This window comes from Pseudanabaena sp. UWO311 (assembly GCF_006937785.1).
Taxonomy (GTDB): Bacteria; Cyanobacteriota; Cyanobacteriia; order Pseudanabaenales; family Pseudanabaenaceae; genus Pseudanabaena.
On sequence record NZ_SJEE01000014.1, the window covers coordinates 24,254 to 47,308 of the forward strand.

Here is a 23,055-nt window from a genome sequence, read left to right on the forward strand (position 1 = left end):
AACAAATGGCAAAATGCGTAAAAAATGCTGCAAAAACAAAAAAAACTAAATCTAATTTTTATTTCTTTCTTGGGAATTCTCATTAATGTCTCAGGAACAATCTTACTACCCCCAGATCAGCAAAAGATAGAAGCTCAAAGAGCGATTCAAGTTCGGACTGACCAATGGTTAAAAGTTGAACAAGTGTCGGGAAATGTCACTTATCACAATTTGTACAATTATGCGAACCGACCAGCAAGGGTAGGCGATCGCTTACAATCGGCAAGTGATGAAATTTCTACGGGCGCAAATAGCTCCGCTGTCTTGAGCGTTGATACTGGTGTTGGGTCAATCTATGTGACAGAAAATACAACTATCCAAATCCGTTCTTTTCGGATTGCCTCAGATAATGGGCGGATCACCAATCTGTTTGTGCCCAGAGGTAAGGCAAGACTACAGATTCGTAAATTTACAAATCGTGGTTCTCAACTCAATATACAGACTCCTGCGGGCATAAGTGGGGTACGGGGTACAAAGTATGTTGTGCACGTCAAACCTAACGGCAATATGCTTCTGACAACATTTCAGGGAAGCGTGGCAACAGCAGCTCAGAATCAAACAAAAATAGTTAATGGGGGGTTTCAGAATTTGACAGTTGTTGGTAACCCGCCATCCAATGCAGTACCAATTCGCAACGATGCAAGCTTGAACTATGTAATTAATAAAAAAACATCAGGTTCAGGACGTTCTATTGTTTTATCTGGTTACACTGATCCTTTTAATACTGTTAAGGTAGATGGGTTGGAACAGTCTTTAGATAGTAGCGGAAGGTTTTCTCTACAATTGCCTGCCACATCAAATTTAAAAGTAAAAATAACAGTGGAAACTTCTTTGGGGAAAGTACAAATCTATGAGATTCCGATTCTCTGAATTTATTTCTCAACTTTTTCCTAAAAAACTTATAAATCAAAACATAATTTTTTTTGCTTTTCTAATGTTCATGATCGATATATCTGGGATTTCTCTATTATCTCAAGAACATCAAAAAGTTGAAGCTCAACAAAATATTCAGATTCGGACTGATCAATGGTTAAAGGTTGAAGAAGTGACAGGAAATGTCACATATCGTAATTTTTACAGCTATGATAACCGTCCTGCAAGAGTAGGAGATCTTTTACAAATTGCTAGTGATGAAATTTCGACAGGAGCACACAGCTCGGCAGTTTTGACCGTAGATACAGCAGTAGGCTCTATCTATGTCGGCGAAAACACAACTATCCAAATTCGTTCTTTTCAGATTGCCTCTGATAATGGGCGGGTTACCAATTTATATGTACCACGCGGGAAGGTAAGATTGCAGATTCGTAAATTTACCCATCGGGGATCTCAGATTAATATCCAAACCCCTGCTGGTATTAGTGGCGTGCGGGGCACACAATATATTGCACTCGTCAAGCCAAATGGAAATATGTTGATTACCACAATTGAGGGGAGTGTAGCGACGACTGCTCAAAATCAGACAGAAATAGTTAATGGTGGATTTCAAAACATCACAGTTGTTGGTGAACCGCCTTCGACACCTATTCCTTTTACCGATGATGCAAGTTTGAGATATATAATTAATAGACAAGTATCAGGTTTAAGCCGTTCTATAGTTGTGTCGGGTTACACCAGTCCTTCTAACACCGTTAAGGTAGATGAATTGGAACAATCTTTAGATGGCAATGGAGAGTTTTCCCTAAAATTTCCTGCAACTTCAAGCCTAAAAGTTAAAGTAACAGTGGAAACTCCTACGGGAAAGATACAAGTTTATGAGATCCCCATTCTCTGAGTTTATTTCTCGATTATTTCCTAAATTGTTAACAACTTACCAAACTAAACGCTGGCGATCGCGTTTAGTTAGTTTGATGTGTCGAGCCTTGCCCACTCTGTTTGCAATAATTGTCATAATTCCCATGGTTTACCTAGGGTTTATACAAACAATCGAATTTTGGGCATACAACAGTTTTACTAACTGGCGCGGCGATAGACCTTGGGATGAGCGCGTCATAATTATTGCCATTGACGATAAGAGCCTCAGTAAAATTGGCAGATTTCCGTGGACTCGCAATCTATATGTGCAGCTTATCCAAGAGCTTGAAAAAACTGAAGCCAGTATTGTGGGTTTTGATATTTTATGGTCTGAATCAACTCTTGCTGATCAGCAATTAGCCGCTGCAATTGCTAGATATCAGAAAGTCGTTCTAGCTATGGCTTGGGATAAGTCTGGGCAGCCACTACTGCCGATCGCACCTATCAATAATGTAGGTGTGGCAATTGGGCATATTCTTAAGCGTGAAGATACAGATGGAGTTGTGCATCAAGTTGATTTGCAAATCAAAAATATTCCAACTTTCGCTGTGTCAATATTGCAAGCCTATGACTTAACAACTGCCTCCAATACTTTATTGCCAGAGCTGGATCAAACATTAACTATTAATTGGACAAAGAGAGCCAAAGATACACCTCAAGTATCATTTAGTGATGTCATTGATGGCAAAATCCCTGTTTCAACCTTCCGCAATAAAATTGTCTTGGTTGGCGTAACAGCTTCAGGCCTAGATGATTTAGTAACTCCGCTTGATCGAAACCCTCCAGCAAGTGGAGTCCATTTACATGCAATGGTTTTGCAAAATCTACTGCAAAAAAATTCTTTTGGGGTTGCTAAACCTATCAATGTTTGGAGCATTGCTCTATTAGGGAGTCTGATTATTGGCTTGATCTTACCAAGACAAAATTTATGGACTGGAACTATAAGTGCTTTTGTTCTATCTGGGCTATGGCTGATCGTTGCTTTTATCGCTTTTAAAGCTAACTACTTAATTGAGATTGCTGTTCCCATTCTGATGTTTCTATTAACGGGTTTCGCGATCGCTTTGCAAGAGCGTTGGCAAATGCAGCAATCGCTAAAGATTGCCAATTCTCAACTTCAATACGAATCTACCCATGATCATTTAACAGGATTATATAATCGGACTCTGATCGAAACCCGTTTGCAAAATCTGCTTCATCCCAAAGATTTAACCTTTCAAAGCGGTGACAGCCAAAATCTTATAGCTATTTTTTGGATTAATTTAGATCGCTTTAAAACCATTAATGACACCTTTGGTCATCCTGTTGGCAATCTGATCCTAGTTACAGTCAGCCAATGTTTGAGTAATTCTATTCCTCCTAACGCATCGATTGCTCGTTTTGGCGGTGCTGAGTTTGTCATCCTCCTAGAAAAATTAGGCGATCAACAAGAGGCGATCGCGATTGCCGATCGCATTCAAGTAAACTTGCAAAATCCTTTTACGATCAATGACCATGAGATTAAGATTGAGGCTAATATTGGCATCAAGTTTCATCAAGTTAATAGCATTGACGAACCTGATTATCCTGAAATAATTTCTGCTGAGATTCTCCTCAGAGATGCTGACACAGCGATGTTTTATGCAAAAAAGCTGGGTAACTCATGCAATAAGGTCTTCGATATTTCTATGCGTGAACGTGTGCTCAAACGATTAAAGCTCGAAAAGGATCTCCGAAAAGCGGTTTCTTTCTGTCAAGATCATAGCAATCAAGACGAGCAAGAATTTCTAATCTACTATCAACCAATTCTATCTCTCAGTGATATGGAGATAGTTGGGTTAGAAGCATTAATTAGATGGAAACATCCTGAACGCGGCTTAATATCACCAATCCAATTTATACCTTTAGCCGAAGAGACAGGGCTAATTATTTCTATTGGAGATTGGATTATGCGCAATGCTTGCTTGCAGGTAAAATCTTGGCAACAACGCTTTCCTAAAGCCAAAGATATAACAATTAGTGTCAATCTATCTCCCAAACAATTAGCACAGAATGATGTATTAGAAAAATGCCTTTGCATTCTCCAAGAGACACAACTATCTTCTGAATATCTCAAAATAGAATTAACGGAAAGCTCGATCATGGAGAACCCCGATTTTGCAATAAGTGTACTCAGTCAGATGCGGCAAGCAGGGATTAAGATTTATATTGATGATTTCGGCACAGGATATTCATCGCTTGCCTATTTACATGAGTTTCCTTTTGATGGCTTAAAAATAGATCGATCTTTTGTCAACAATATCCATAAAAATTCAAATGGAATGGAAATTCTTCAGGCGATTATATCCTTAGCACATAGTGTCAAGGCTCATATTGTCGCAGAAGGGATTGAGAACTTAGCTCAGTTAAATTATTTGCAAGATTTACTTAGTGAAGAAGGTGATGGTCAGGGATTCTTTCTATTCCGTCCTCTTGATGTTGATGCGATCGAAGCAATTTTTCAAACGACATGATGATAATCATGTAGGCTGTGATTACCACAAATCAGAATCATCATAGAACCTTATACTCAAGTAAAGACTAATTTTGGAATCCATATAGTGCTCCTACAGCAATTACCAAAAAAGAGCCATAAGACAAATTTTGAAAGCTTTGCTTTGCAAAGCTTTCAAAATTTGTCTTGGTTTAGATTTGAGCACAAAGCGCTATACCAAAACAAAAAATGGCGCAGCCATTTCTTGTTTTTAAAATCCTTACTAGGTTTAGTTTTTAATTCACGAAAGTGTTGACATACTTTCGTGAATTGGTATAACAGCTTATTTCTAAGAGATTTTAGGAATTAAAGCTATAGTAAATTATTTAGAGTTACTATAAAAGCCTAAATGATTTGCATATTTTTAAGTAAGTATGAGAGGCTAACCCTTACTGGGAAACGAATCATTAAGTGTGCACAGCTTTGCTGCGCACACTTAATGATTCGCGGGGAAGGGAGTAACTATCTTTGGAATTGCTATATATTGATTAAAATGCCACAAACTTATCCAGTAGTTGGTATATTAATCTAAGGTTCTCAGTTGTACACTTCATCGCTACATTCAATTCTTTGCATTTACAAATGATCAACAATATCTCTTGCCAAAACTTATGGAATAAAAAGTTTTTTGGCATTCTTAGCTATGGTAGTGCAGCCTTTATTTTGGTGCTATCGGGGAATGTTGACCTTAGTGATGCCCAATCTCAACTACAAGTAAAAACAAACCGATATTTGCAAGTAGAACAAGTTAGAGGCAAAGTTTTTTTTCGTAACCAAAATACTAATCGTCCTGCGCGTAAAGGCGATCGCCTTTCAACAATTGGTGATGAAATCGCCACAGATGGAAAATCCACAGCAGTATTAAGTGTTGATACAGGCATAGGCTTTGTCAATGTAAGCGAGAAAACAGTAGTTCGCATCGATAAACTGCAAATTACTAGCGATGATGGAAGAATTACGATTTTGCAAGTACCCAAAGGACAAGTACGCTTGCAAATTAGACGATTCTCTAATCCTAGTTCACGATTTAATATTCAGACTCCTGCTGTCGTTACGGGAGTTAGAGGCACAGAATATGTATTAAATGTGAAAGATGATGGTCGCACGATCCTCTCTACCTTTGATGGTGCAGTTATGACTGAAGCCCAAAACACAGAGGTTTTAGTGGATAAAGGATTCCAAAATCAGACTATATTAGGAGAACCACCTTCTCAGCCAGTTCCTATTCAGGACAATAATGATCTGGAGTATCAAGTTATCAAGCAATTTGAAGAAGGCGATCGCAAAGTGATCCTAATTGGAAAGGTAGATTTTGCAAACACAGTATCAATTGATGGAGTTGAGCAAAGTGTTGATCGAAATGGTCAATTTAGGGCTGTATTAACCACCAATTCAATCTATAGAGCTGAGATCAAAGTCATCGTCTCCAACCCTTTGGGCAAACAACGTACCTATGAACTGGTTATTTTCTAAACGAGTAATAAAAAGATCTATTCCTTGGACAGTCTCAACGGCAATCGTCTCCATTTTATACAGTTTCGGCGCTTTTCAACCCCTTGAACACTTTGTCTATAATCGATTTACCAACTGGCGTTTTGATCGAAATTGGGATGAGCGTCTAGTAATTATTGCTATCGATGATGCGAGTATCGAAAAATTAGGACGCTTTCCGTGGACACGCGATCGATATATACCCTTAATCCAAAAGCTCACAAAAGCTAATGCGAGTACAGTTGCCATTAATTTAATTTGGTCAGAGCCTAGCTCTGCTGATACATTGCTAGCCAAAGTAATGTCTGACAATAGACATGTTGTTTTATCTCAAGCTTGGAACACTCAGGGCAAAATGTTACTACCAGTTCCACAACTTGGTGAAGCAGCGATCGGTACAGGACATATTCTTGAGCCGAAAAGTAGTGATGGGATTGTCCGACGGGTAGAGTTATATAAGGATGATGTGCCCTCGCTAGCAATGGCGACCCTACAAGCCTACAACCTAGTTTGGGGAAATGTACCAATGCCAAACCCAGATTTAGAATTCGGCATAAATTGGACATATCGTTCTTCACAAATGCGCCAATATTCTTTTGTTGATGTAATCGAAGAGCGTATTCCTCTAGATACTTTCCAAAACAAGATTGTTCTTGTGGGCGTAACTGCTACTGGGAATGATGCATTGGTTACACCTTTTGATGGAAATGATTCGGCTCACAATGTCCATTTACATGCCAACATTCTCCAAAATCTATTACAGCAGAATCAGTTACGAGTTCCTGAAATACATTGGACTTGGTGGGTACAGCTATTCGTTGGGATGGCGTTAGCTTGGATACTTGGGCAAAGTAAAATTTTTCAACAAATAGTAATAGTGATAGTCCTTTCTGGTGGTTGGGGAATCTGTACTTTTGGATTCTTCATACTTGGCTATTGGTTGCCAGTAGCTATGCCTATCACCTTAATCATGTCTATTGGATTATTCAGTATTGTTCAAAATCAAATTGAATCAAGGCAGCATCTGCAACAAATGAACTCTAAGCTTTCCTATGAAGCTTTTCATGACCATCTTACTGGCTTAGCCAATCGCATTTTACTTATCGATCGCATTAATCATGCGATTTCTCTCTACCAAAGACATGGTTATCTATTTGCAGTTATTTTGGTGGATTTGGATGGATTCAAGGCTATTAACGATAATCTAGGTCATTTAAACGGAGATCGCCTACTGATCGAGGTGGCAAAACGCTTAAGTGCATCAATTCGCACAGGTGATACTGCTGCTAGGCTTGGAGGCGACGAGTTTGTGGTTTTGCTAGACAATCTTAAGGAAAAGCAAGATGCAATCATTACGATTGAAAGAATTCAAGCAGCCATGGCTCCAACTTGTTGTCTTGATGGCAACAAGATCAACATTTCCATGAGTATGGGCATGGCTTTTAGTATTGAATCCTATCAAAGTCCAAAAGATATCCTCGCTGATGCTGATATTGCCATGTATCAGGCTAAATCTCTTGGTAAATCCTGCTATCAAGTTTTTGATAATTTAATCTAATATCATCTGATAGCAACTTCAAGTTTGTGCTGATTCCAGAGCTTTTGATAAAGCTGAGACTCAGCGAGTAGCTCAGCATGAGTGCCAGCTTGGACGATTTTACCAGCATCCATAAGGATAATCCGATCGCAAGTTGATGCAGCAGACAGATTATGGGTAATAAATAACACCGTCTTATCCCGAGGAAGATTCCCCAAAATCCCTGTAGCAGTTTGATTGTCCACACTTGAGAGCGCATCATCTAACACCAAAATTGGGGTGTCAACGAGTAAGGCTCTGGCGAGGGCTGTACGCTGTCTTTGTCCACCTGACAGAGTAATTCCTCGCTCACCGACTAGCGTGTCATATTGTTGCGGGAACTTGAGAATCTCTTGCTCGATGCGGGCTTGATTGGCAAAGTTTTCCACTTCATGATCGTAGGCTTGGGGTTTGCCGTAACGAATGTTGTCACGCATCGTCGCACTAAACAAGAAACTATCCTGCGGCACGAAAGAGATAATCTCTCGCAAATCTGAGATCTTCATTTTAGTGATGTCTACACCATCAATAAAAATTTGATCTGATGGAACTTCCACTAAACGCATTAAGGCGCTCGCAAAAGTAGATTTACCAGAACCAACAGTTCCTAAAATGGCGACTGTTTCAGATGGATAAATTGTAAAACTAACGTGATTAAGAGCAGGTTGACTAGAGCCGTCATAGGTGAAAGTAAGATCGCGTGCTTCGATTTTGCCTGTAACTTGATCTTTGGTGAGTGCGATCGCATCGGCTCTATCAACAATTGCTGGGGGCATATCGAGAATGCCCTGAATTCGGCCAATGCTGACTAGTCCGCGCTGATAAGTGACCATCACAAATCCCAAAATCGCAGTGGGGAAAATTAATCGTTCTACATAAATAATCAGGGTCAGCAAATCGCCTATTTTAAAGGTCGTATTCGCTGGATTAGCTAACTTTTCGCCGCCAAACCAAATTAATACTAGGAAGCTAATACTAGCAATTCCGCCCAATAGTGGAAATAGAATATTACGGCTACGCGCCATTCTAAGATTGGCATCGAGTAAGCGATCGTTTAACTTCCCAAAAGCGCCCCGCTCATTGTCCTCCTGAGCATATGTTTTGATCAATGCCATGCCATTGAGGTCTTCTTGCAAGAGCGAACTTACATTTGATAATTCTTCTTGAACTTCCAACTGTTCATCACGCAATTGGCCGCTAAATCTCTGTACAATCACTAGCATAATCGGGTAAACAGAGACCGATAGCAAAGTCAACATCGGATCGATCGCTACCATCGCAGGTAGTGTCAGGCTATACACAAATACTGAGTTGATAATGCTGAGCAGTGCAAATCCCATCAAGCGGCGGATATTCTCCACATCACTAGTAACGATGCTAATAGTTTCGCCTGCGGAATTGTTGGCAAAATAGCTTGGCGGCAATTTGAGTAAATGTTCAAAAATTTGTTGCTTAAGGCTGTACTCAATTTTGCGACCGATTCCAAAAATCCAGACGCGGGAGGTCATACGGATGATCCACATCAGCGACGACAAGCCGATAATCATCCACACATATTGCATTAAAGTATGAATATCGCCAGATGTAATCTTGTTAAGATCGTCAACTGCGGATCTAATCAGCCAAGGGATATATGTACCAAGACAGTTTGCCGCTAGTAGGGCAATTGTGCCAACGGCTAGGTCACTCCAGTAAGGACGGAGATAGTTTTTGAGGTTTTGAAATTGCGATCGCGCCATAATATATCCATACTACTTTATTTTGTTAAAAGCTTTCTTAGTAAGCTTTTATAGCCATAGTCAGAGAAGTTAGGACAAAAATTAAACGCCAAAGAAGAGTTGCGGCGCTTCGCGCCACAACTCTTCTTTGGCGTTGGGGATTAATTTCCTCTTAGACAGCCGCTGTTAGAGTTCCCCGATCGCATATTCGATCAACTTTAACAGTGACTTACTCATTTGCTCGAAGCCTTGACGCTTGAGGGCAGAAATCGCGATCGCATCGGGATATTGCTCTAGAATTGCCTTGGGATCTTCAACCGCATCGATTTTATTAAAAACTAATAAAATTGGACCCACAGCAATCGGCATATCTTTGAGGATTTTATCCACTGATTTGAGTTGAGCTTCCCAAGAAGAATGAGAAGCATCGACTAGATGCACTAACACATCAGCTTCTGAGACTTCTTCGAGCGTGGCGCGAAAAGCATCAACAAGAGATTTTGGCAGTTCATGAATGAATCCTACAGTGTCAGTAAGTAGAACCGTGTGGATTTGGTCATTTTCACCAGTGAGTCTGAGGCGGCGTGTAGTGGGGTCGAGGGTGGCGAATAACTTGTCGGCTGCATAGACATCGGCTTTAGTCATAGCATTTAGCAAAGTCGATTTGCCAGCATTGGTATAACCGACGATCGCAACTGTGGGAACCTCTTGATCAACGCGCTTTTGCCGAATGCGCGATCGCTGTGCTTGCAGATGATTAACTTGTTGCTGAAGGAACGTGATGCGCTTCTGGATCACACGGCGATCAGTTTCTAATTTGGTTTCACCAGGTCCTCTTGTGCCAATACCACCGCCGAGTCTGGATAGTGCTTGTCCATGCCCTGCTAAGCGCGGTAACCGATATTCGAGTTGGGCTAGCTCAACTTGTAACTTCCCTTCCGAGGACTGGGCACGTTGGGCAAAAATATCGAGAATTACTTCCGTGCGATCGCTAACTCGTAAGCCGATCATTCTTTCAATATTACGAGTTTGGGAAGCCGTAAGTTCGCGATCAAATACTACTAGATTTGCACCTTTCGTTTGAGCAGCGATCGCTAGTTCTAATACTTTGCCTTCACCGAGAACGGTTTGAGGATGAGGTCGTTCGCGTTTTTGCCAAAGAGCATCTAACACTTTGCCGCCTGCGCTTTCTACTAAATGACCGAGTTCGATCATTGCAAAGGGCATGGAGTCGGATTTTTCTTTTTGAAGCATCAATCCTACTAGCATCACCCGATCTTGATTATCGTCAGTAGCAAGTCCAGCAAAATTACGACTAAATTCTTCTTCTAGCCCTTCTACTAATTCTAAGAAATCTTGCTTAGACAGCGCCTCCACCGCCATTAGTTTGGACACGCGCCAAGCATTCTGTTGTTCGGGTAATTCTGTATCAGTAGCTGGCAATAAATGCGCCAAATAGCCACGTTCAGTATGACCTTTAAGATTTACAGACAAAATCACCAACGCATCAAGGCGTTGCATCAACATCGCCGTTAAGTCGGTGGGATTGGGATACTCCGCATCTGGACTTGCACAAATACAGCGCAATCCACTAAGGCGATCGCTACCATAGCGAGGCAATTCCAAAGGTGGGATCTTGGTTTGATTTGGAGTACCAATCGCAACACGGATCACCTGTCCGCGTCGATTGACATAAATGCAGATAGATTCCTTTAGCTCAGCACTGACTGCGGCAAGGCGTTGAGCTAATTCGGGTGTGACAAGGCTATCTTGAGGCAACCGCGATCGATATAGCCGATCTAATTGCTTTAATTGATGAGCCTTCAGTCCTTGGGTTTTTCCGTAAATAGTTTCGATATGCGTTACTCAGTATAATTATTACTACAATTATACTGAGTTTGATGCGATGAAAGCCACAGCCCTTTTTTTGGTAACCCATGGCAGTAGCGATCGCCGTTCATGGACAGCATTGCAAAATTTAGTCACAGTAGCGCGATCCCAAAGTGATCGCTATATTGGCGGCGGGTGTCTGGAAGGTCAAGAACTCAGCCTATCGCAGCAATTAGAACAATTTGCTATTGAGGTAAACCGAGTCGGGATTTCAGAAATAGCTATTTTGCCTTTGTTTTTACTAGAAGGGTTTCATGTTAGCGATGATATTCCCGAACAAGTAGCTATCGCCCAAAGCAATTTACCAAAGATGTTTCCTGAACTACTGCCAAATAAGTTTGTATTTCGGACAATGGCTCACTTGGGTACAGCTTTTCAGATTCCGAATATACTATTACAGCACTTTGAGAAATATACTGAACATAGCAACTTAGAAAAGCAAGGACGCATTTTAATGTCGCATGGGAGCCGTCGGGCTGAAGCAAATCAGGTGGTTGAGGACTTGGCAACGCATAGTCAAGCGATTGCTGCCTACTGGGGAGTAGAGCCAAAAATTGAGACTCAAATCGAACACTTAATATCACAGGGAATAAATAAAGTGACTGTGCTGCCGTATTTTTTATCTGAAGGTGGGATTACTGAAGCGATCGCCAATAAACTAAAAGCATATAGCGATCTCATTCAGATTCAACAGTTACCTGTACCATTATTGAATGAGCAAATCGTAGATTTAGCATTGAAATTCGCCTAGTAAGGTGGGCAATGCCCACCTTACTGATTATCGATTTAGCATTGAAATTCGCTTATTAAGCCCGACAAGGTAAAAAAAGTTGGCTGAAAGATATAAACATCTTAATCCTATATATCAAGAGATCCTCAAGCAAGAGCGTCTCAAAAACTTGATGCGAATAGCTAAATGTATTGAGAATAGTACAGTTGGTATTTTTGAGACATCTTTAGATGACCAAATTCGGGGGATTAGCGTATCTTTTTGTGATTTGTTAGGATATAGCGCTGAGCAAATCTGCCAACTTAAGTATGAGCAGATTTGTCATCCAGATGATTTATCCGCTTACTATTTTCTCAAAGAGCGATTACTGTCAGGAGAAATCGATCATTGTTATATCAATGTGAGATATATTCGTGAAGATGGTCAGATTGTACAAGTTCTCCAAAGTACAGATCTTGATATTAGTGGATCGAAAGAACCTCATTTTGTAAATCGATTTGAAGATATTACTGATTGGGAACAGACGGCGAAAAATCAGCAAGATTTTGAAAATCGGACTCGCTATTTATTCGAGAATAATCCTCATCCCATGTGGATCTATGATCTGGAAACACTGGGATTTTTGGCTGTAAATCAAGCCGCAATTAATCACTATGGCTATAGTGAAGAAGAATTTCTGTCGATGACAGTGCCGGACATTCGACCTCCTGAAGATATTCCAAAACTCTTAGAGGCGATATCTAAAGTGTCAACTGGATTTACTGTACCTGAGGTATGGAGACATAGCAAAAAAGATGGTACGCATATCTTAGTGGATGTTTCAGCACATACATTGGACTATCAAAATCGAAAATGCGAACTGATTCTGGTAAATGACGTTACTCAAAAAATGCAGGCTGAAGAATCCCTCAAACAAGCTGAAGCAAGGTATCGCGGTATTTTTGAACATGCTATTGAAGGGATTTTTCAGTCCACTCTTGATGGAAGATTTTTAATTTCCAATCCAATGCTAGCTGAAATATATGGATATGCATCTCCAGAAGATTTGATTGCTAATCTTACGGATATCGAGCATCAACTCTATGTTGATCCTCAACGACGGTTGGAGTTAATCAAACTTTTGGAAGAACAAGAAGATGTTAAATTTTTTGAGTCTGAGGTTTATCGCCAAGACAAATCAATCATCTGGACTTCAGAAAATGTTCATGCAGTGCGGAATAAGGCTGGGAATATTCTCTATTTTGAGGGAACGGTTGAAGATATTACGGCTAGTAAGCGGGCTAAAGCCGAGATCGAACATCTTGCTTTTCATGACTCTCTCACCAATTTGCCAAATCGCGTTCTCTTTCGAGATCGTCTTTCAACCGCTTTAGTAAATGCCCATGATCATCTACAAATAGATCTTGATCAAAATAGTTTCATCGAAATTAAATCCACTTCTCCAATACTAGCGGTAATGTTTCTTGATTTAGATCGCTTTAAGTTAGTAAACGATACGATGGGACATGCCGCAGGCGATCGCCTGCTGATCGAAGTTGCTAAAAGGCTGACCGAATGCATGTTTGACAACACTTTTTTGGCAAGAATGGGTGGAGATGAGTTTATGATTCTTGTGCCTGAATTGCAAAGTGTGGAGTCAATCCAGCAATTTGCCCAAATGATTTTACAATCCTTTGAAAGTCCTTTCTTTGTCGAAGAAATGCCGCTTTATATCGGTACTAGTATTGGGATAAGTCTCTACCCCAATGATGGTCAAGATGAAGAGACCTTGATGAAAAATGCTGATACCGCAATGTTTCGCGCTAAAGAGCGTGGGCGTAATCATTATCAACTCTACAACCATGCGATCGGAGCAAAAGTTAAGGAATATGTGGCGATCGAGTATGGGATTCGCCAAGCTCTTGAACGTTCAGAGTTTCAGGTATTCTATCAACCACAAATGAATCTTGTCACTGGCGAAATTGATTGTATGGAAGCTTTGGCACGTTGGCTACATCCTGAACTCGGATGGGTTCCCCCTAATCAATTCATTCCTGCTGCGGAAGAGCATGGCCTGATAGTCCGCTTGGGCGAATGGGTGCTAAGGACAGCCTGCAAACAAAATCGGGCTTGGCAAATACAAGGATTACCACCAATTCGGATGGCTGTGAACTTCTCGGCAAAACAGTTTCAAGTGGTCGATCTTTGCGATCGCATTATGCAAATTCTTGTAGAAACTGAGCTTGAAGCACAATATTTAGAATTAGAAATTACCGAAAGCTTGGTGATGCAAGACCAAAATACTACGATTACGATGTTGAAGCAATTAAAATCCCAAGGCATGAGTATATCGATTGATGATTTTGGAACTGGATATTCTTCGTTGAGTTATTTGCGATTATTACCTGTTAGCAAGGTCAAAATTGATGCTAGTTTTATTCGAGAAACTCCTCAAAATCAAGATGATGCTGCCATTACATCAGCAATTATTGCCATGGCTCATAATCTCAACCTGAGAGCGATCGCCGAAGGAGTAGAGCGCAAAGAGCAATTAGAGTTTTTGAGATCGCATGATTGCGATGCCGTACAGGGCTATCTCTTCAGCCGTCCCGTGCCTGCCCATGAAGCAACTTTGTTACTGCAAGCACAACTCAAATAAAGGCAGTGCAAAGCGCCGCCTTTATTTGAGTTGTGGGGTGGATAAGAATGGCAATAAATTTTGAGCAAGAGTCACAGGATCAACACCCATTTCCGTGCGCTGACTAGCTAGCCAGATCGCTGTTTGAGAATGCCAAACTGTTGCGGCGATCGCAACATCATTTGCCGTAAGCCCTTGCGCTAACATCCCGCCGATCAGCCCTGCTAAAACATCACCACTGCCTCCTCTTGCTAAGGCTGGCGTACTTTCTGGATTGATCCATATCTGTGATGTGGTGTCATGAGGGAACGCGATCGCTGTTCTTGCACCCTTAAGCAAAATAGTTGCTTGCGTTTGATTGACAGCAGTTTGCAGAGCTTCTAATCTTTCAACTTCACGCAAATCTGGAAATAAGCGACAGAACTCACCCCAATGGGGTGTCATAATCAGCGCACTAGTACGCTGATTTAATTTTGGGGTGATTTGAGATTTACCCATACTCGCTAAAGCATTTAATCCATCGGCATCCAGAACTAAAGGGCGATCGCTATTGAGCACCTGTTCCACAATTGGGAAAGCTTCCGCAGAAAGACCACAACCACAGACGATCGCTTGATACTTTTGTAAGTCGAGATCAGGAAGTGAAGAGATAGCGCCAGATTCCGTTTCAGAGCAGCCAATCACGAGAGCGTCAGGAACTTGGGCAAGCATCAAAGATTTGAGCGAATTAGGAACTGCGATCGATAACATTCCCACACCTGTCGCCTTAGCACCCATAGCGGCAAGAAGTGCAGCACCACCATATTTCTGAGAACCCACAACTAGCAGTAAATGTCCAACTTCATATTTATGAGCTACGGGATTGCGAGCAATAGGAAGGCGATCTCGTATTACTGATTGGGGATTAATTCGCCATAATCGATGTTGCTCACCAAGAATTTGAAGTACAAATTTTTCGGGAATATCGAACCCGATTCTTTCCAACTTCCCAACATAGGGCGTTGCAGATTCTGTCAGCAAACCTCGCTTCCATAAGCCTAAACAAAATGTATTAGTAGCACGAATCGCCATTCCCATTACATCGCCGCGATCGGTATGGATTCCCGATGGGATATCAATACTGAGAACTGGAATTCGCCAATTATTGATTGTGTTAAATGCGATCGCGACATCGCCAACCACATCACGCTCTAATCCAAAGCCAAAGATGCCATCGATTAGCAAATCACAATCTTGCAATACTTCCAAACTAACAAAAGGAATACCTAAACTTTTGGCATAGCAGCCATGAACTCGCGTTAAGGGTTTAGATTTTGGGAACGGTGCATAAATTTTGACTTGTCGTCCTTGATGATGTAATTCTCTAGCGACGACTAAGGCATCGCCACCGTTATGCCCTGAGCCAACTAGTACACCAATACGCGGATGGGATTTAGCAGGATAGAGTTCGGTTAACCTTTGAGTGATCCTCAAGGCAACTTTTTCCATTAGGGCTGCTACGGGCATACCCGACTGAAAAATCAAATTCTCGATCGCTTGCATTTGTGTAGCCGTTGCGATCGCCTGCGCAGAGAGAAAGTCATTCATGCATTAAGGGACAAATCTCTGGAGATTAGTAGGTAAGTTTTGACGCACCCAATTTTTAACTTGAGGAAACTGCATCGCAGCTAAGCCGCTACCCAAAATCAGAGCTACTAAAATCAAAATGATAATAAAAGTACTATTGGTTTGCTTCGGCACTGCAAATTCTGTTTTTGCCGAATTTATATCAATATTTTTACTCCTAGCTCTGACCTCAAACTCGGTATCTTCTGAGTCGGTCGATTCTGATGATGTCAATGCTAAAGCTCCTGCTGGATCTCCAGACTCAGGCTGAATATCTTCAGTATCAACATCTTCTTCAGCAGTATCAATCGATGCAGGGATATTATTTTCGATTACTAGCTCCTCCTCATCGGCGGGTGCGAATCGACAGCGCATCAGTGCAACCGTAATATTGTCATGACCATTAAGTTCATTTGCCTTATCAATCAGATCTTGGCAACTGCGGTCAAGAGGCTTATTTTCATTTACAACTGGAAGTAGATAGCCTTCATAAATCTGATCGACCCGATCAAAATCACTCAACCCATCTGAGCAAAGCAGCAAGAGACAATCTTCATCGATAAAAAACCTTTGCACACGAGGAATCAACATATCAGAACCTCTTGTGCCTAAAGCCTGAATCAAAGCACCGCCATCAATGCGTTGGGATGAATAGGCATAAAAGTTATAACCCAACGTGGTTTCGCGAGTAGCTACATCATCATCAAGGGTAACTTGACGCAAGTTGTCTTTGGTGACGCAGTAGAGGCGGCTGTCGCCCACATGCACGACATAGACCTCATTGCTGTTATTACCGTTAGGACGGGGCATAACTGCCATTACCAAGGTTGTGCCCATGCGTTGCTGTGCTTGACGCTGCTGTTGGTCATTGATGGCAACAATTTGATTGTTAACAACGCGAGCCACCATTTCCAGTTGGGCAATAAAGCCCTGAGCCGAAAAATCGGGATCGTTTTCGGCTTGTTGTAATAAAGTTTTCAGTTGTTGTTCGAGGGTCTTGATTGCGAGAGAGCTAGCCACCTCGCCGCCTTCATGTCCTCCTAGACCATCACAAACGATCGCAAGGCGATCGCGAAGACTATCAGCTTGTTCAGAGCGTTTTTGTCTCTTCACGTCAGGATAGCAAGCATCTTCGTTATGTTCGCGCTGCTGGCCTACATCAGTGGCACTGGCAATCCGCACCGTGAGTGGCTGATTTTCCATGACCTTAAGTGACATTTGATCGAGATAGACGATCGCACTATTGATGTCATATTCGCCACGACCAAGACTATAGAAAAATTCAGCGATCGGTTCAGCAATCTCAGGCTTAGCCAGATCTAACCACTGCACCCAGATATCACCCAATTGCGAAATATGTACAGCGGCAACATCCGCCTGCAATTCCAACAAGCGTACCCACATGCCATCGACCCGCACTAATTTGGGATCGATCAAGGTACGAGCCATATTTTGCTCAGCAAGGGGTTGCCAGAGGTTTAGGACTTGCCAGAGCAAGTTAATTTGCCGTAAAGCTGATGCTTCCGCCCATACCTCAGTTAGGGTCGGGCAAAGATTGCCGTTGCGATCAATCGGCACATTTTCTAATAAAAATATTTCAGAAAGACTTAGTTCTTCCCCCATCAGCAATAAGCCGTAAGGGCGGGGCAAATGTAAGCTCAGCCTAGATAGCTTCAGATAAGACACCACATAAGTCTGGAATTCAAGGGGTAACTCTGGCAGGGAGTAAGCATCCGTATCAACAACAATTTGTGAGGAGATGACACGATAGCGATCGCCAATCAGCGCATTGGGCGGAAATGCATCGGTATCAAGACCGACTGCCCAAAGATATTGCTGCTCAACTGCCGTAGCTTGCTCTTGTTTTTCCATGAAGATTATTGATCGCTTGCCAAAATTGTGTGGTGGACTTAGGGAAGAATATAGCGAAAAGCTCAGGTGTCTTAGAATTTATTTACAGTAACAAATTTAAGGTCAGGATAAGCAGCTCTGAGCGATATCCACCTATAAATTAGAAGATTTGACCTGTTTGTTCAAGAGACATTTGGCTATTGTAGCGAAACGGCGGGATTATTTTTATGGATTTGCATCTTGATTTGGGGCGCTCAAAACTGCAAATGTTAAATGACTGTACAACTTGTTACCAGATTTCTTTAGAATCTGGTTATTGTAGTAACTAGTCTCTAATCAAAAGCTTAATTTAACAGTAAAAATTTAATACTTACTTTTTAATACTTACTTTTTTTCTTTCGTTTATTTTTTAATTTGTTTTTTCGATTTTTATCAAAACCTTTTTTTATAAATCTTTCAACATTATTTCACTGCCGTAACCTATGAAGCAACATCTCACCGATCGCGAACAAAAAGTTCTTTGGGCAACTATCGATCACTATATTTTAACGGCGGAACCAGTTGGTTCTAAGGCTTTGGTGTCAGGTTATGACTTTGATATTAGCCCTGCCACGATTCGCAATGTGATGAATATGCTCGATCGCAGTGGTTTGTTATTTCAGCCACACACATCTTCGGGGCGCGTCCCCTCAGACTCTGGCTATCGAGTCTATGTCGATGAGTTGATTGATCCTGCAAGTGAGCTCACCTATAGCAAACACCAGTTTTTGGCGAGTAAGAGCGATCGCCTCGGCAAGTCCAGTCTCGACGGGGTGATGCGTGATGTTGCTCAGATTCTAGCGACCCTGAGCGGTTGCATCGCTGTAATTACATCTCCGAATATGCAAACGATGCGGATACGGCATTTGCAATTAGTAATGGTGGATGATTGCAAAGTCATGGCGATCGCCGTTAGCGATACTTATCACACTGCCTCAGTAACGATGGATTTACCCACCGAAACTAAGCCCGAAGTTTTGGAAGGCGAATTAAATATTCTTAATAATTTCTTGAATGAACATTTGCGTGATAAGAACTGGTCGGAGCTAAATAGCGCTTTGCAATGGGACGATCTCGATCGCCAGTTTCAGAATTATGCGGTGTTGTTACAGCAGTCTTTGCAGCAACTTATGAAGCTATGCGATCGCACTGCTCTAGGACAAATGTTTATTAGTGGCTTAACCGAGCTATTACGCCAGCCTGAGTTTTCTAATCTGCGTCAGGTGCAAAATATTGTGCAGTTACTGGAAGCAGATCGCGCTTCGTTAATGGCGCTAATTATCGATCAGCCCACTCCTTCCGCAAATTCCGTAAGCATCAGAATTGGTTCCGAAATCTCGATTGAGCCAATTCAAAACTGTACATTTATTTCTAGTACCTATCTCTGTGATGATAAGCCCGTAGGGACAGTGGGCGTATTAGGTCCAACCAGATTGGGTTACACAAGGGCGATCGCTTCTGTACAGGCGGCAGCATTACATCTAACCGATGCGATTAGTAAATGGTAGATCAACAGGCAAAGCACCTGCTAAGCAGGTGCTTTGCCTGTTTGGATAAAAAAATGGCTACGCCATTTTTTTATCCAAACAGGGTTTGGTTTTAATTTACAAAAATGTGACGACACTTTTGTGAATTGGTATTACTTAATTGCTGATTTCAGAGATCGCCTTACGAGCAATACTTGTCACATATAGAGTCACAGCAACTGTGGCTATAAAACCAACAATCCGAATTACCCACTGAAGAGTGGAGTCTGTAGGTTGATTTTCACTACCAATACGGGCAATATCTCCAGCCAGAGAACCAATATAGACATACATCACTGTTCCAGGGAACATGCCCACTGAGGCTAGAGCATAGTCTTTGAGCGTAACTCCCGTGACACCAAATGCATAGTTAAGTAAATTAAATGGAAATACTGGGGATAGTCGCGTTAAGAGAACTATTTTGAATCCCTCATGGGCAACAGCTCGATCAATCGCAGCAAACTTTTGATTGCCCTCAATCTTTTTCCCAATCCAGTCACGAGCTAAATATCGCCCAACCAGAAAAGCCGCGATCGCACCCAAAGTCGCACCAACAAAAACATAAAGAGAGCCTAAGACAACGCCAAATAGCACGCCTGCACCTAAAGTCAAGAGCGAACCTGGAATGAAGGCGACCGTAGAAACGATATAGATGAGCATAAAGACAAGCCCGCCAATATAGCCTAGGCTTTCTACCCATTTCAAGGCTGAGCGTAGGAATTCTTGGGGATTGAAGCTTTGGATCGCGGGATCTTGTGCAAAGGCGGGACTAACCATAAATCCATTGCTCAATAACAATGCGATCGCTACAAAAAGACATAGCATCAAATACGAAGATCTGTTGAATTCTTGTCCCCCTCTCCCTCTGGGAGAGGGGAGAAGAGTGAGGGGATTCTTATTCATTAGCAACACCCACCACCGTTATAGTGCCAAGTCGAATCCGTAATAATCACTTCTTGAGGAAATTTGTCAGCGAGTTTTGCTGCGGTCTTATCGCATACAGAAAGTGGATTGCCTCGCTGTAAAACATGTCCAGCGTGGTCGTCTAGAGATGATTCAGAGCCACTATAAACTGCGGTTTTACCTGTAAATACACAGGCTCCATCACTGGGAATGGGAACCTTGAATGAGACAGAATCTAAACTCTCTAACATTAATGGTGATTCTAACTCAAAGCTATGGGTGTCGAGCAAACGATAGGGACGACGAGCCCGAACTTCTATCTGTCCAAATCCTACTTCAATGAGATAATGGATATATTGATCATAAGTCAATGCTCCTGATAAACACATGGCGCGGAGACGTTCATCAGATTGGAGGTTAACTGGAATTGGACGAGTTGCGATCGGGTCACTCATAATTAATCTTCCCTTAGGCTTGAGAACTCGATAGACTTCTTTTAAAGCTCGTTGTAAGTCTTGAGGCTCAAAAATATTAAATAGACAGTTTTGGGCTACCACATCAACCGAGGCATCGGCAACTGGTAAGGCAAAAGCATCTCCTTCTAGGATATTTACAAAATCAGGATCAAACCAATCATTCTCTTGAGCCGCTAATTGCAAATTATGTCCAGCAACTTCGCGCATCGCCGCAACAGGATCGACGGCGATCACACCTCCTTTTCGGCGACAGAAATACGCAAATTGAAGAGCCTCTAAACCACCGCCAACGCCAATATAAAGTACTGTTGGGTTTCCGCGTAATTCTGTAGGATGGATGGTTGTCCCACAGCCATAATTCATCTGCTCAATGATTTGAGGGATTTTGAGATTTGGATATTGCATTGGTGGTGTGCTGATGCAGCACAAACCAACTTGAGGAGTTTTTGCGGCTTCCGCATAAAATTCGGCGGTAGTTTCGAGATAGCTCATGAAGAATTGACTCAAGAAGAATGATTGGATCTACAACAACAAATTACTGCCTTAGTTTAGCTTTTTTCCATGTTGCATCATCGTCGCATAAGCCCAAAAAGATGAGAGGCGGCACTTCGTGCCACCTCTCATCTTTTTGGGCTTAAAGAAGTTCGGTAGAACGTTCTGCTAACTGAGAGCGTTCACCCTTACTGAGGGTAATATGCCCCGCCAGAGGATCATTTTTAAATCTTTCAACTACATAGGTTAGCCCGTTACTTGCAGCGTCGATATAGGGATTATCGATTTGTTCAGGATCACCTGTTAGCACAACTTTTGTCCCTTCGCCAGCACGGGTAAGAATAGTTTTAAGCTCATGGGGCGTGAGGTTTTGGGCTTCATCCACAATCAGAAATTGCTGAGGAATAGTTCTTCCTCGAATGTAGGTGAGAGGTTCAATCTGAAGCAGTCCTCTTTCCATTAGATCTTCATGTCCTCGTCGAGTATGGGGATGAAGACTTCGCTTTTCTTTAGGATCTTTAGGAGACTGCGAGCCAAAAATCAAATCAAAATTATCGTAAATCGGTTGCATCCAAGGCGTGAGTTTTTCTTTGATATCCCCTGGGAGAAAGCCAATATCTTTACCCATTGGAATTACAGGACGTGAGATCAGCAGTCTGGTATATACTCGCTCATCGGCAACTTTGTGCAATCCCACCGCGATCGCTAACAAAGTCTTCCCAGTTCCAGCTTTACCAACGAGAGTCACCAAGGGAATTGCATCATTGAGCAAAAGATCGAGGGCAAATTTCTGTTCGCGATTACGCGCATTGATGCCTACAATCCCCGAATTGACCAGCTTATTGATGGTTACGAGCTTGGTCATATTTTGGCTACTACTAATGGCGATCGCTAGCGCAGTATGAGATGGATTGAATTGATCAATCAGCATTACTGCTTGATTAGGGCAGAGTTCGCCATCAATTGTAATCGCGTCGTTTTTAAAAAGTTGATCGATTTTTGTCGGATCTACGGTTACTTCAGTAATACCTGTATAGAGTTCTGAAATATCAACCTTATTGGTTTCATAATCTTGGGCTTCCAGTCCTAAAGCATCGGCTTTGATGCGAAGGTTGGTATCCTTGCTGACCATGACGACTCGACATTGGCAACTGCGCTTGAGTTCGAGCGCAACTGCGAGAATAGCATTGTCATTGCGATCGCCTTCAAGTTCAATAGGCAGGGTTTTTAAAGTTTCGCGATCGCATAGGGCAACTCGTAGTACCCCCCCATTTTCAAGCTCAATTCCTTGGAGAATATTCCCCTGAAGACGTAACTCATCCAAGGATCGTGAAGCTTGACGTGCATTACGCCCGATCATCTCAGGCTGCTTTTTAAAACGATCAAGCTCCTCAATAATAGTCATTGGTAAGACGACTTCATTATCCTCAAAGCGCCTCATGGCAGATGGATCATGCAACAGCACATTAGTATCAAGCACAAAAATCTTTTTCATATCGGTGCCTTTTAAATTGTTGTAAAACAGACGTTTCTTTACGCTTTCTGTCCTTACAGTTCAATCTTGACACCTTCGAGAGCTTCTGTGGGATTTGTGTAGCGATCGCTACAATGCTTAACTCAATGCAATCTACTCCAAACCAATAAATTTTTTAAAAGTGTTGATTTACAACACTTTTAAAAAATTTATTGGGGTTCTTTTGATCGAAAATTACTGTAATACCAATTCATAAAGGTGTGCCGACACTTCTGTGAATTAAACCCCAAACCTTGTAAGGGTTTTAAAAACACAAAATGGCTAC

At 41.8% G+C, this 23,055-nt stretch carries 15 protein-coding genes; 8 read left to right on the top strand and 7 right to left on the bottom strand.

Features of this window, described 5'->3' with window-relative positions; translation table 11 throughout:
* The first annotated feature begins 24 nt into the window (after positions 1–24).
* The 5 genes from PseudUWO311_RS12275 (at position 25) to PseudUWO311_RS12295 (ending at position 7,391) form a co-directional block, all read left to right on the top strand.
* The gene (locus tag PseudUWO311_RS12275; protein ID WP_142655525.1) at positions 25–909 is read left to right on the top strand and encodes a FecR domain-containing protein; all 885 of its coding nucleotides are present in this window, start codon (positions 25–27) and stop codon (positions 907–909) included.
* A 70-nt stretch (positions 910–979) separates the two neighbouring features.
* Positions 980–1,810: a FecR domain-containing protein gene (locus PseudUWO311_RS12280; RefSeq protein WP_190303477.1), complete on the top strand. Its 831-nt coding sequence runs from the start codon at positions 980–982 to the stop codon at positions 1,808–1,810.
* On the top strand, positions 1,791–4,322 hold the full coding sequence (locus PseudUWO311_RS12285) for an EAL domain-containing protein (RefSeq protein WP_142655527.1): 2,532 nt from the start codon (positions 1,791–1,793) through the stop codon (positions 4,320–4,322). The genes PseudUWO311_RS12280 and PseudUWO311_RS12285 overlap by 20 nt, the downstream gene beginning before the upstream one ends.
* Positions 4,323–4,924: 602 nt before the next feature.
* Complete coding sequence (locus tag PseudUWO311_RS12290; protein ID WP_142655528.1) at positions 4,925–5,815, top strand: FecR domain-containing protein; 891 nt, start codon at positions 4,925–4,927, stop codon at positions 5,813–5,815.
* Positions 5,796–7,391 carry a CHASE2 domain-containing protein gene (locus tag PseudUWO311_RS12295; protein WP_142655529.1) on the top strand — a complete coding sequence of 532 codons (1,596 nt, stop codon included), beginning with the start codon at positions 5,796–5,798 and terminating at the stop codon, positions 7,389–7,391. The genes PseudUWO311_RS12290 and PseudUWO311_RS12295 overlap by 20 nt, the downstream gene beginning before the upstream one ends.
* 2 nt (positions 7,392–7,393) lie before the next feature.
* On the opposite strand, the gene PseudUWO311_RS12300 is transcribed toward PseudUWO311_RS12295, so the two are convergent.
* A complete protein-coding gene (locus tag PseudUWO311_RS12300) occupies positions 7,394–9,148 on the bottom strand; it encodes an ABC transporter ATP-binding protein (protein WP_142655530.1) in 1,755 nt (584 codons plus the stop codon).
* Between the two features lie 165 nt (positions 9,149–9,313).
* On the bottom strand, positions 9,314–10,984 hold the full coding sequence (gene hflX / locus PseudUWO311_RS12305) for a GTPase HflX (RefSeq protein WP_142655531.1): 1,671 nt from the start codon (positions 10,982–10,984) through the stop codon (positions 9,314–9,316).
* A 49-nt stretch (positions 10,985–11,033) separates the two neighbouring features.
* Here hflX and PseudUWO311_RS12310 point away from each other — a divergent pair, with 49 nt between their 5' ends.
* Positions 11,034–11,768: a sirohydrochlorin chelatase gene (locus tag PseudUWO311_RS12310; RefSeq protein WP_142655532.1), complete on the top strand. Its 735-nt coding sequence runs from the start codon at positions 11,034–11,036 to the stop codon at positions 11,766–11,768.
* Positions 11,769–11,847: 79 nt separating this feature from the next.
* Positions 11,848–14,385 carry an EAL domain-containing protein gene (locus PseudUWO311_RS12315; RefSeq protein WP_142655533.1) on the top strand — a complete coding sequence of 846 codons (2,538 nt, stop codon included), beginning with the start codon at positions 11,848–11,850 and terminating at the stop codon, positions 14,383–14,385.
* Between the two features lie 21 nt (positions 14,386–14,406).
* On the opposite strand, the gene PseudUWO311_RS12320 is transcribed toward PseudUWO311_RS12315, so the two are convergent.
* Positions 14,407–15,951, bottom strand: a complete 1,545-nt coding sequence (locus PseudUWO311_RS12320) for an NAD(P)H-hydrate dehydratase (RefSeq protein ID WP_142655534.1) — start codon at positions 15,949–15,951, stop codon at positions 14,407–14,409.
* Between the two features lie 3 nt (positions 15,952–15,954).
* Positions 15,955–17,841: a protein phosphatase 2C domain-containing protein gene (locus PseudUWO311_RS12325; RefSeq protein WP_142655535.1), complete on the bottom strand. Its 1,887-nt coding sequence runs from the start codon at positions 17,839–17,841 to the stop codon at positions 15,955–15,957.
* A 461-nt stretch (positions 17,842–18,302) separates the two neighbouring features.
* On the opposite strand from PseudUWO311_RS12325, the gene hrcA reads away from it, so the two are divergent.
* Positions 18,303–19,367: a heat-inducible transcriptional repressor HrcA gene (gene hrcA / locus PseudUWO311_RS12330; protein WP_142655536.1), complete on the top strand. Its 1,065-nt coding sequence runs from the start codon at positions 18,303–18,305 to the stop codon at positions 19,365–19,367.
* A 135-nt stretch (positions 19,368–19,502) separates the two neighbouring features.
* On the opposite strand, the gene PseudUWO311_RS12335 is transcribed toward hrcA, so the two are convergent.
* The 3 genes from PseudUWO311_RS12335 to PseudUWO311_RS12345 form a co-directional block, all read right to left on the bottom strand.
* Positions 19,503–20,210 carry a TVP38/TMEM64 family protein gene (locus PseudUWO311_RS12335; RefSeq protein WP_142655606.1) on the bottom strand — a complete coding sequence of 236 codons (708 nt, stop codon included), beginning with the start codon at positions 20,208–20,210 and terminating at the stop codon, positions 19,503–19,505.
* A gap of 77 nt (positions 20,211–20,287) precedes the next feature.
* Positions 20,288–21,256 carry an arsenosugar biosynthesis arsenite methyltransferase ArsM gene (gene arsM, locus PseudUWO311_RS12340; protein ID WP_142655537.1) on the bottom strand — a complete coding sequence of 323 codons (969 nt, stop codon included), beginning with the start codon at positions 21,254–21,256 and terminating at the stop codon, positions 20,288–20,290.
* Positions 21,257–21,398: 142 nt separating this feature from the next.
* Positions 21,399–22,751 carry a PhoH family protein gene (locus tag PseudUWO311_RS12345; RefSeq protein ID WP_142655538.1) on the bottom strand — a complete coding sequence of 451 codons (1,353 nt, stop codon included), beginning with the start codon at positions 22,749–22,751 and terminating at the stop codon, positions 21,399–21,401.
* Positions 22,752–23,055: the final 304 nt, after the last annotated feature.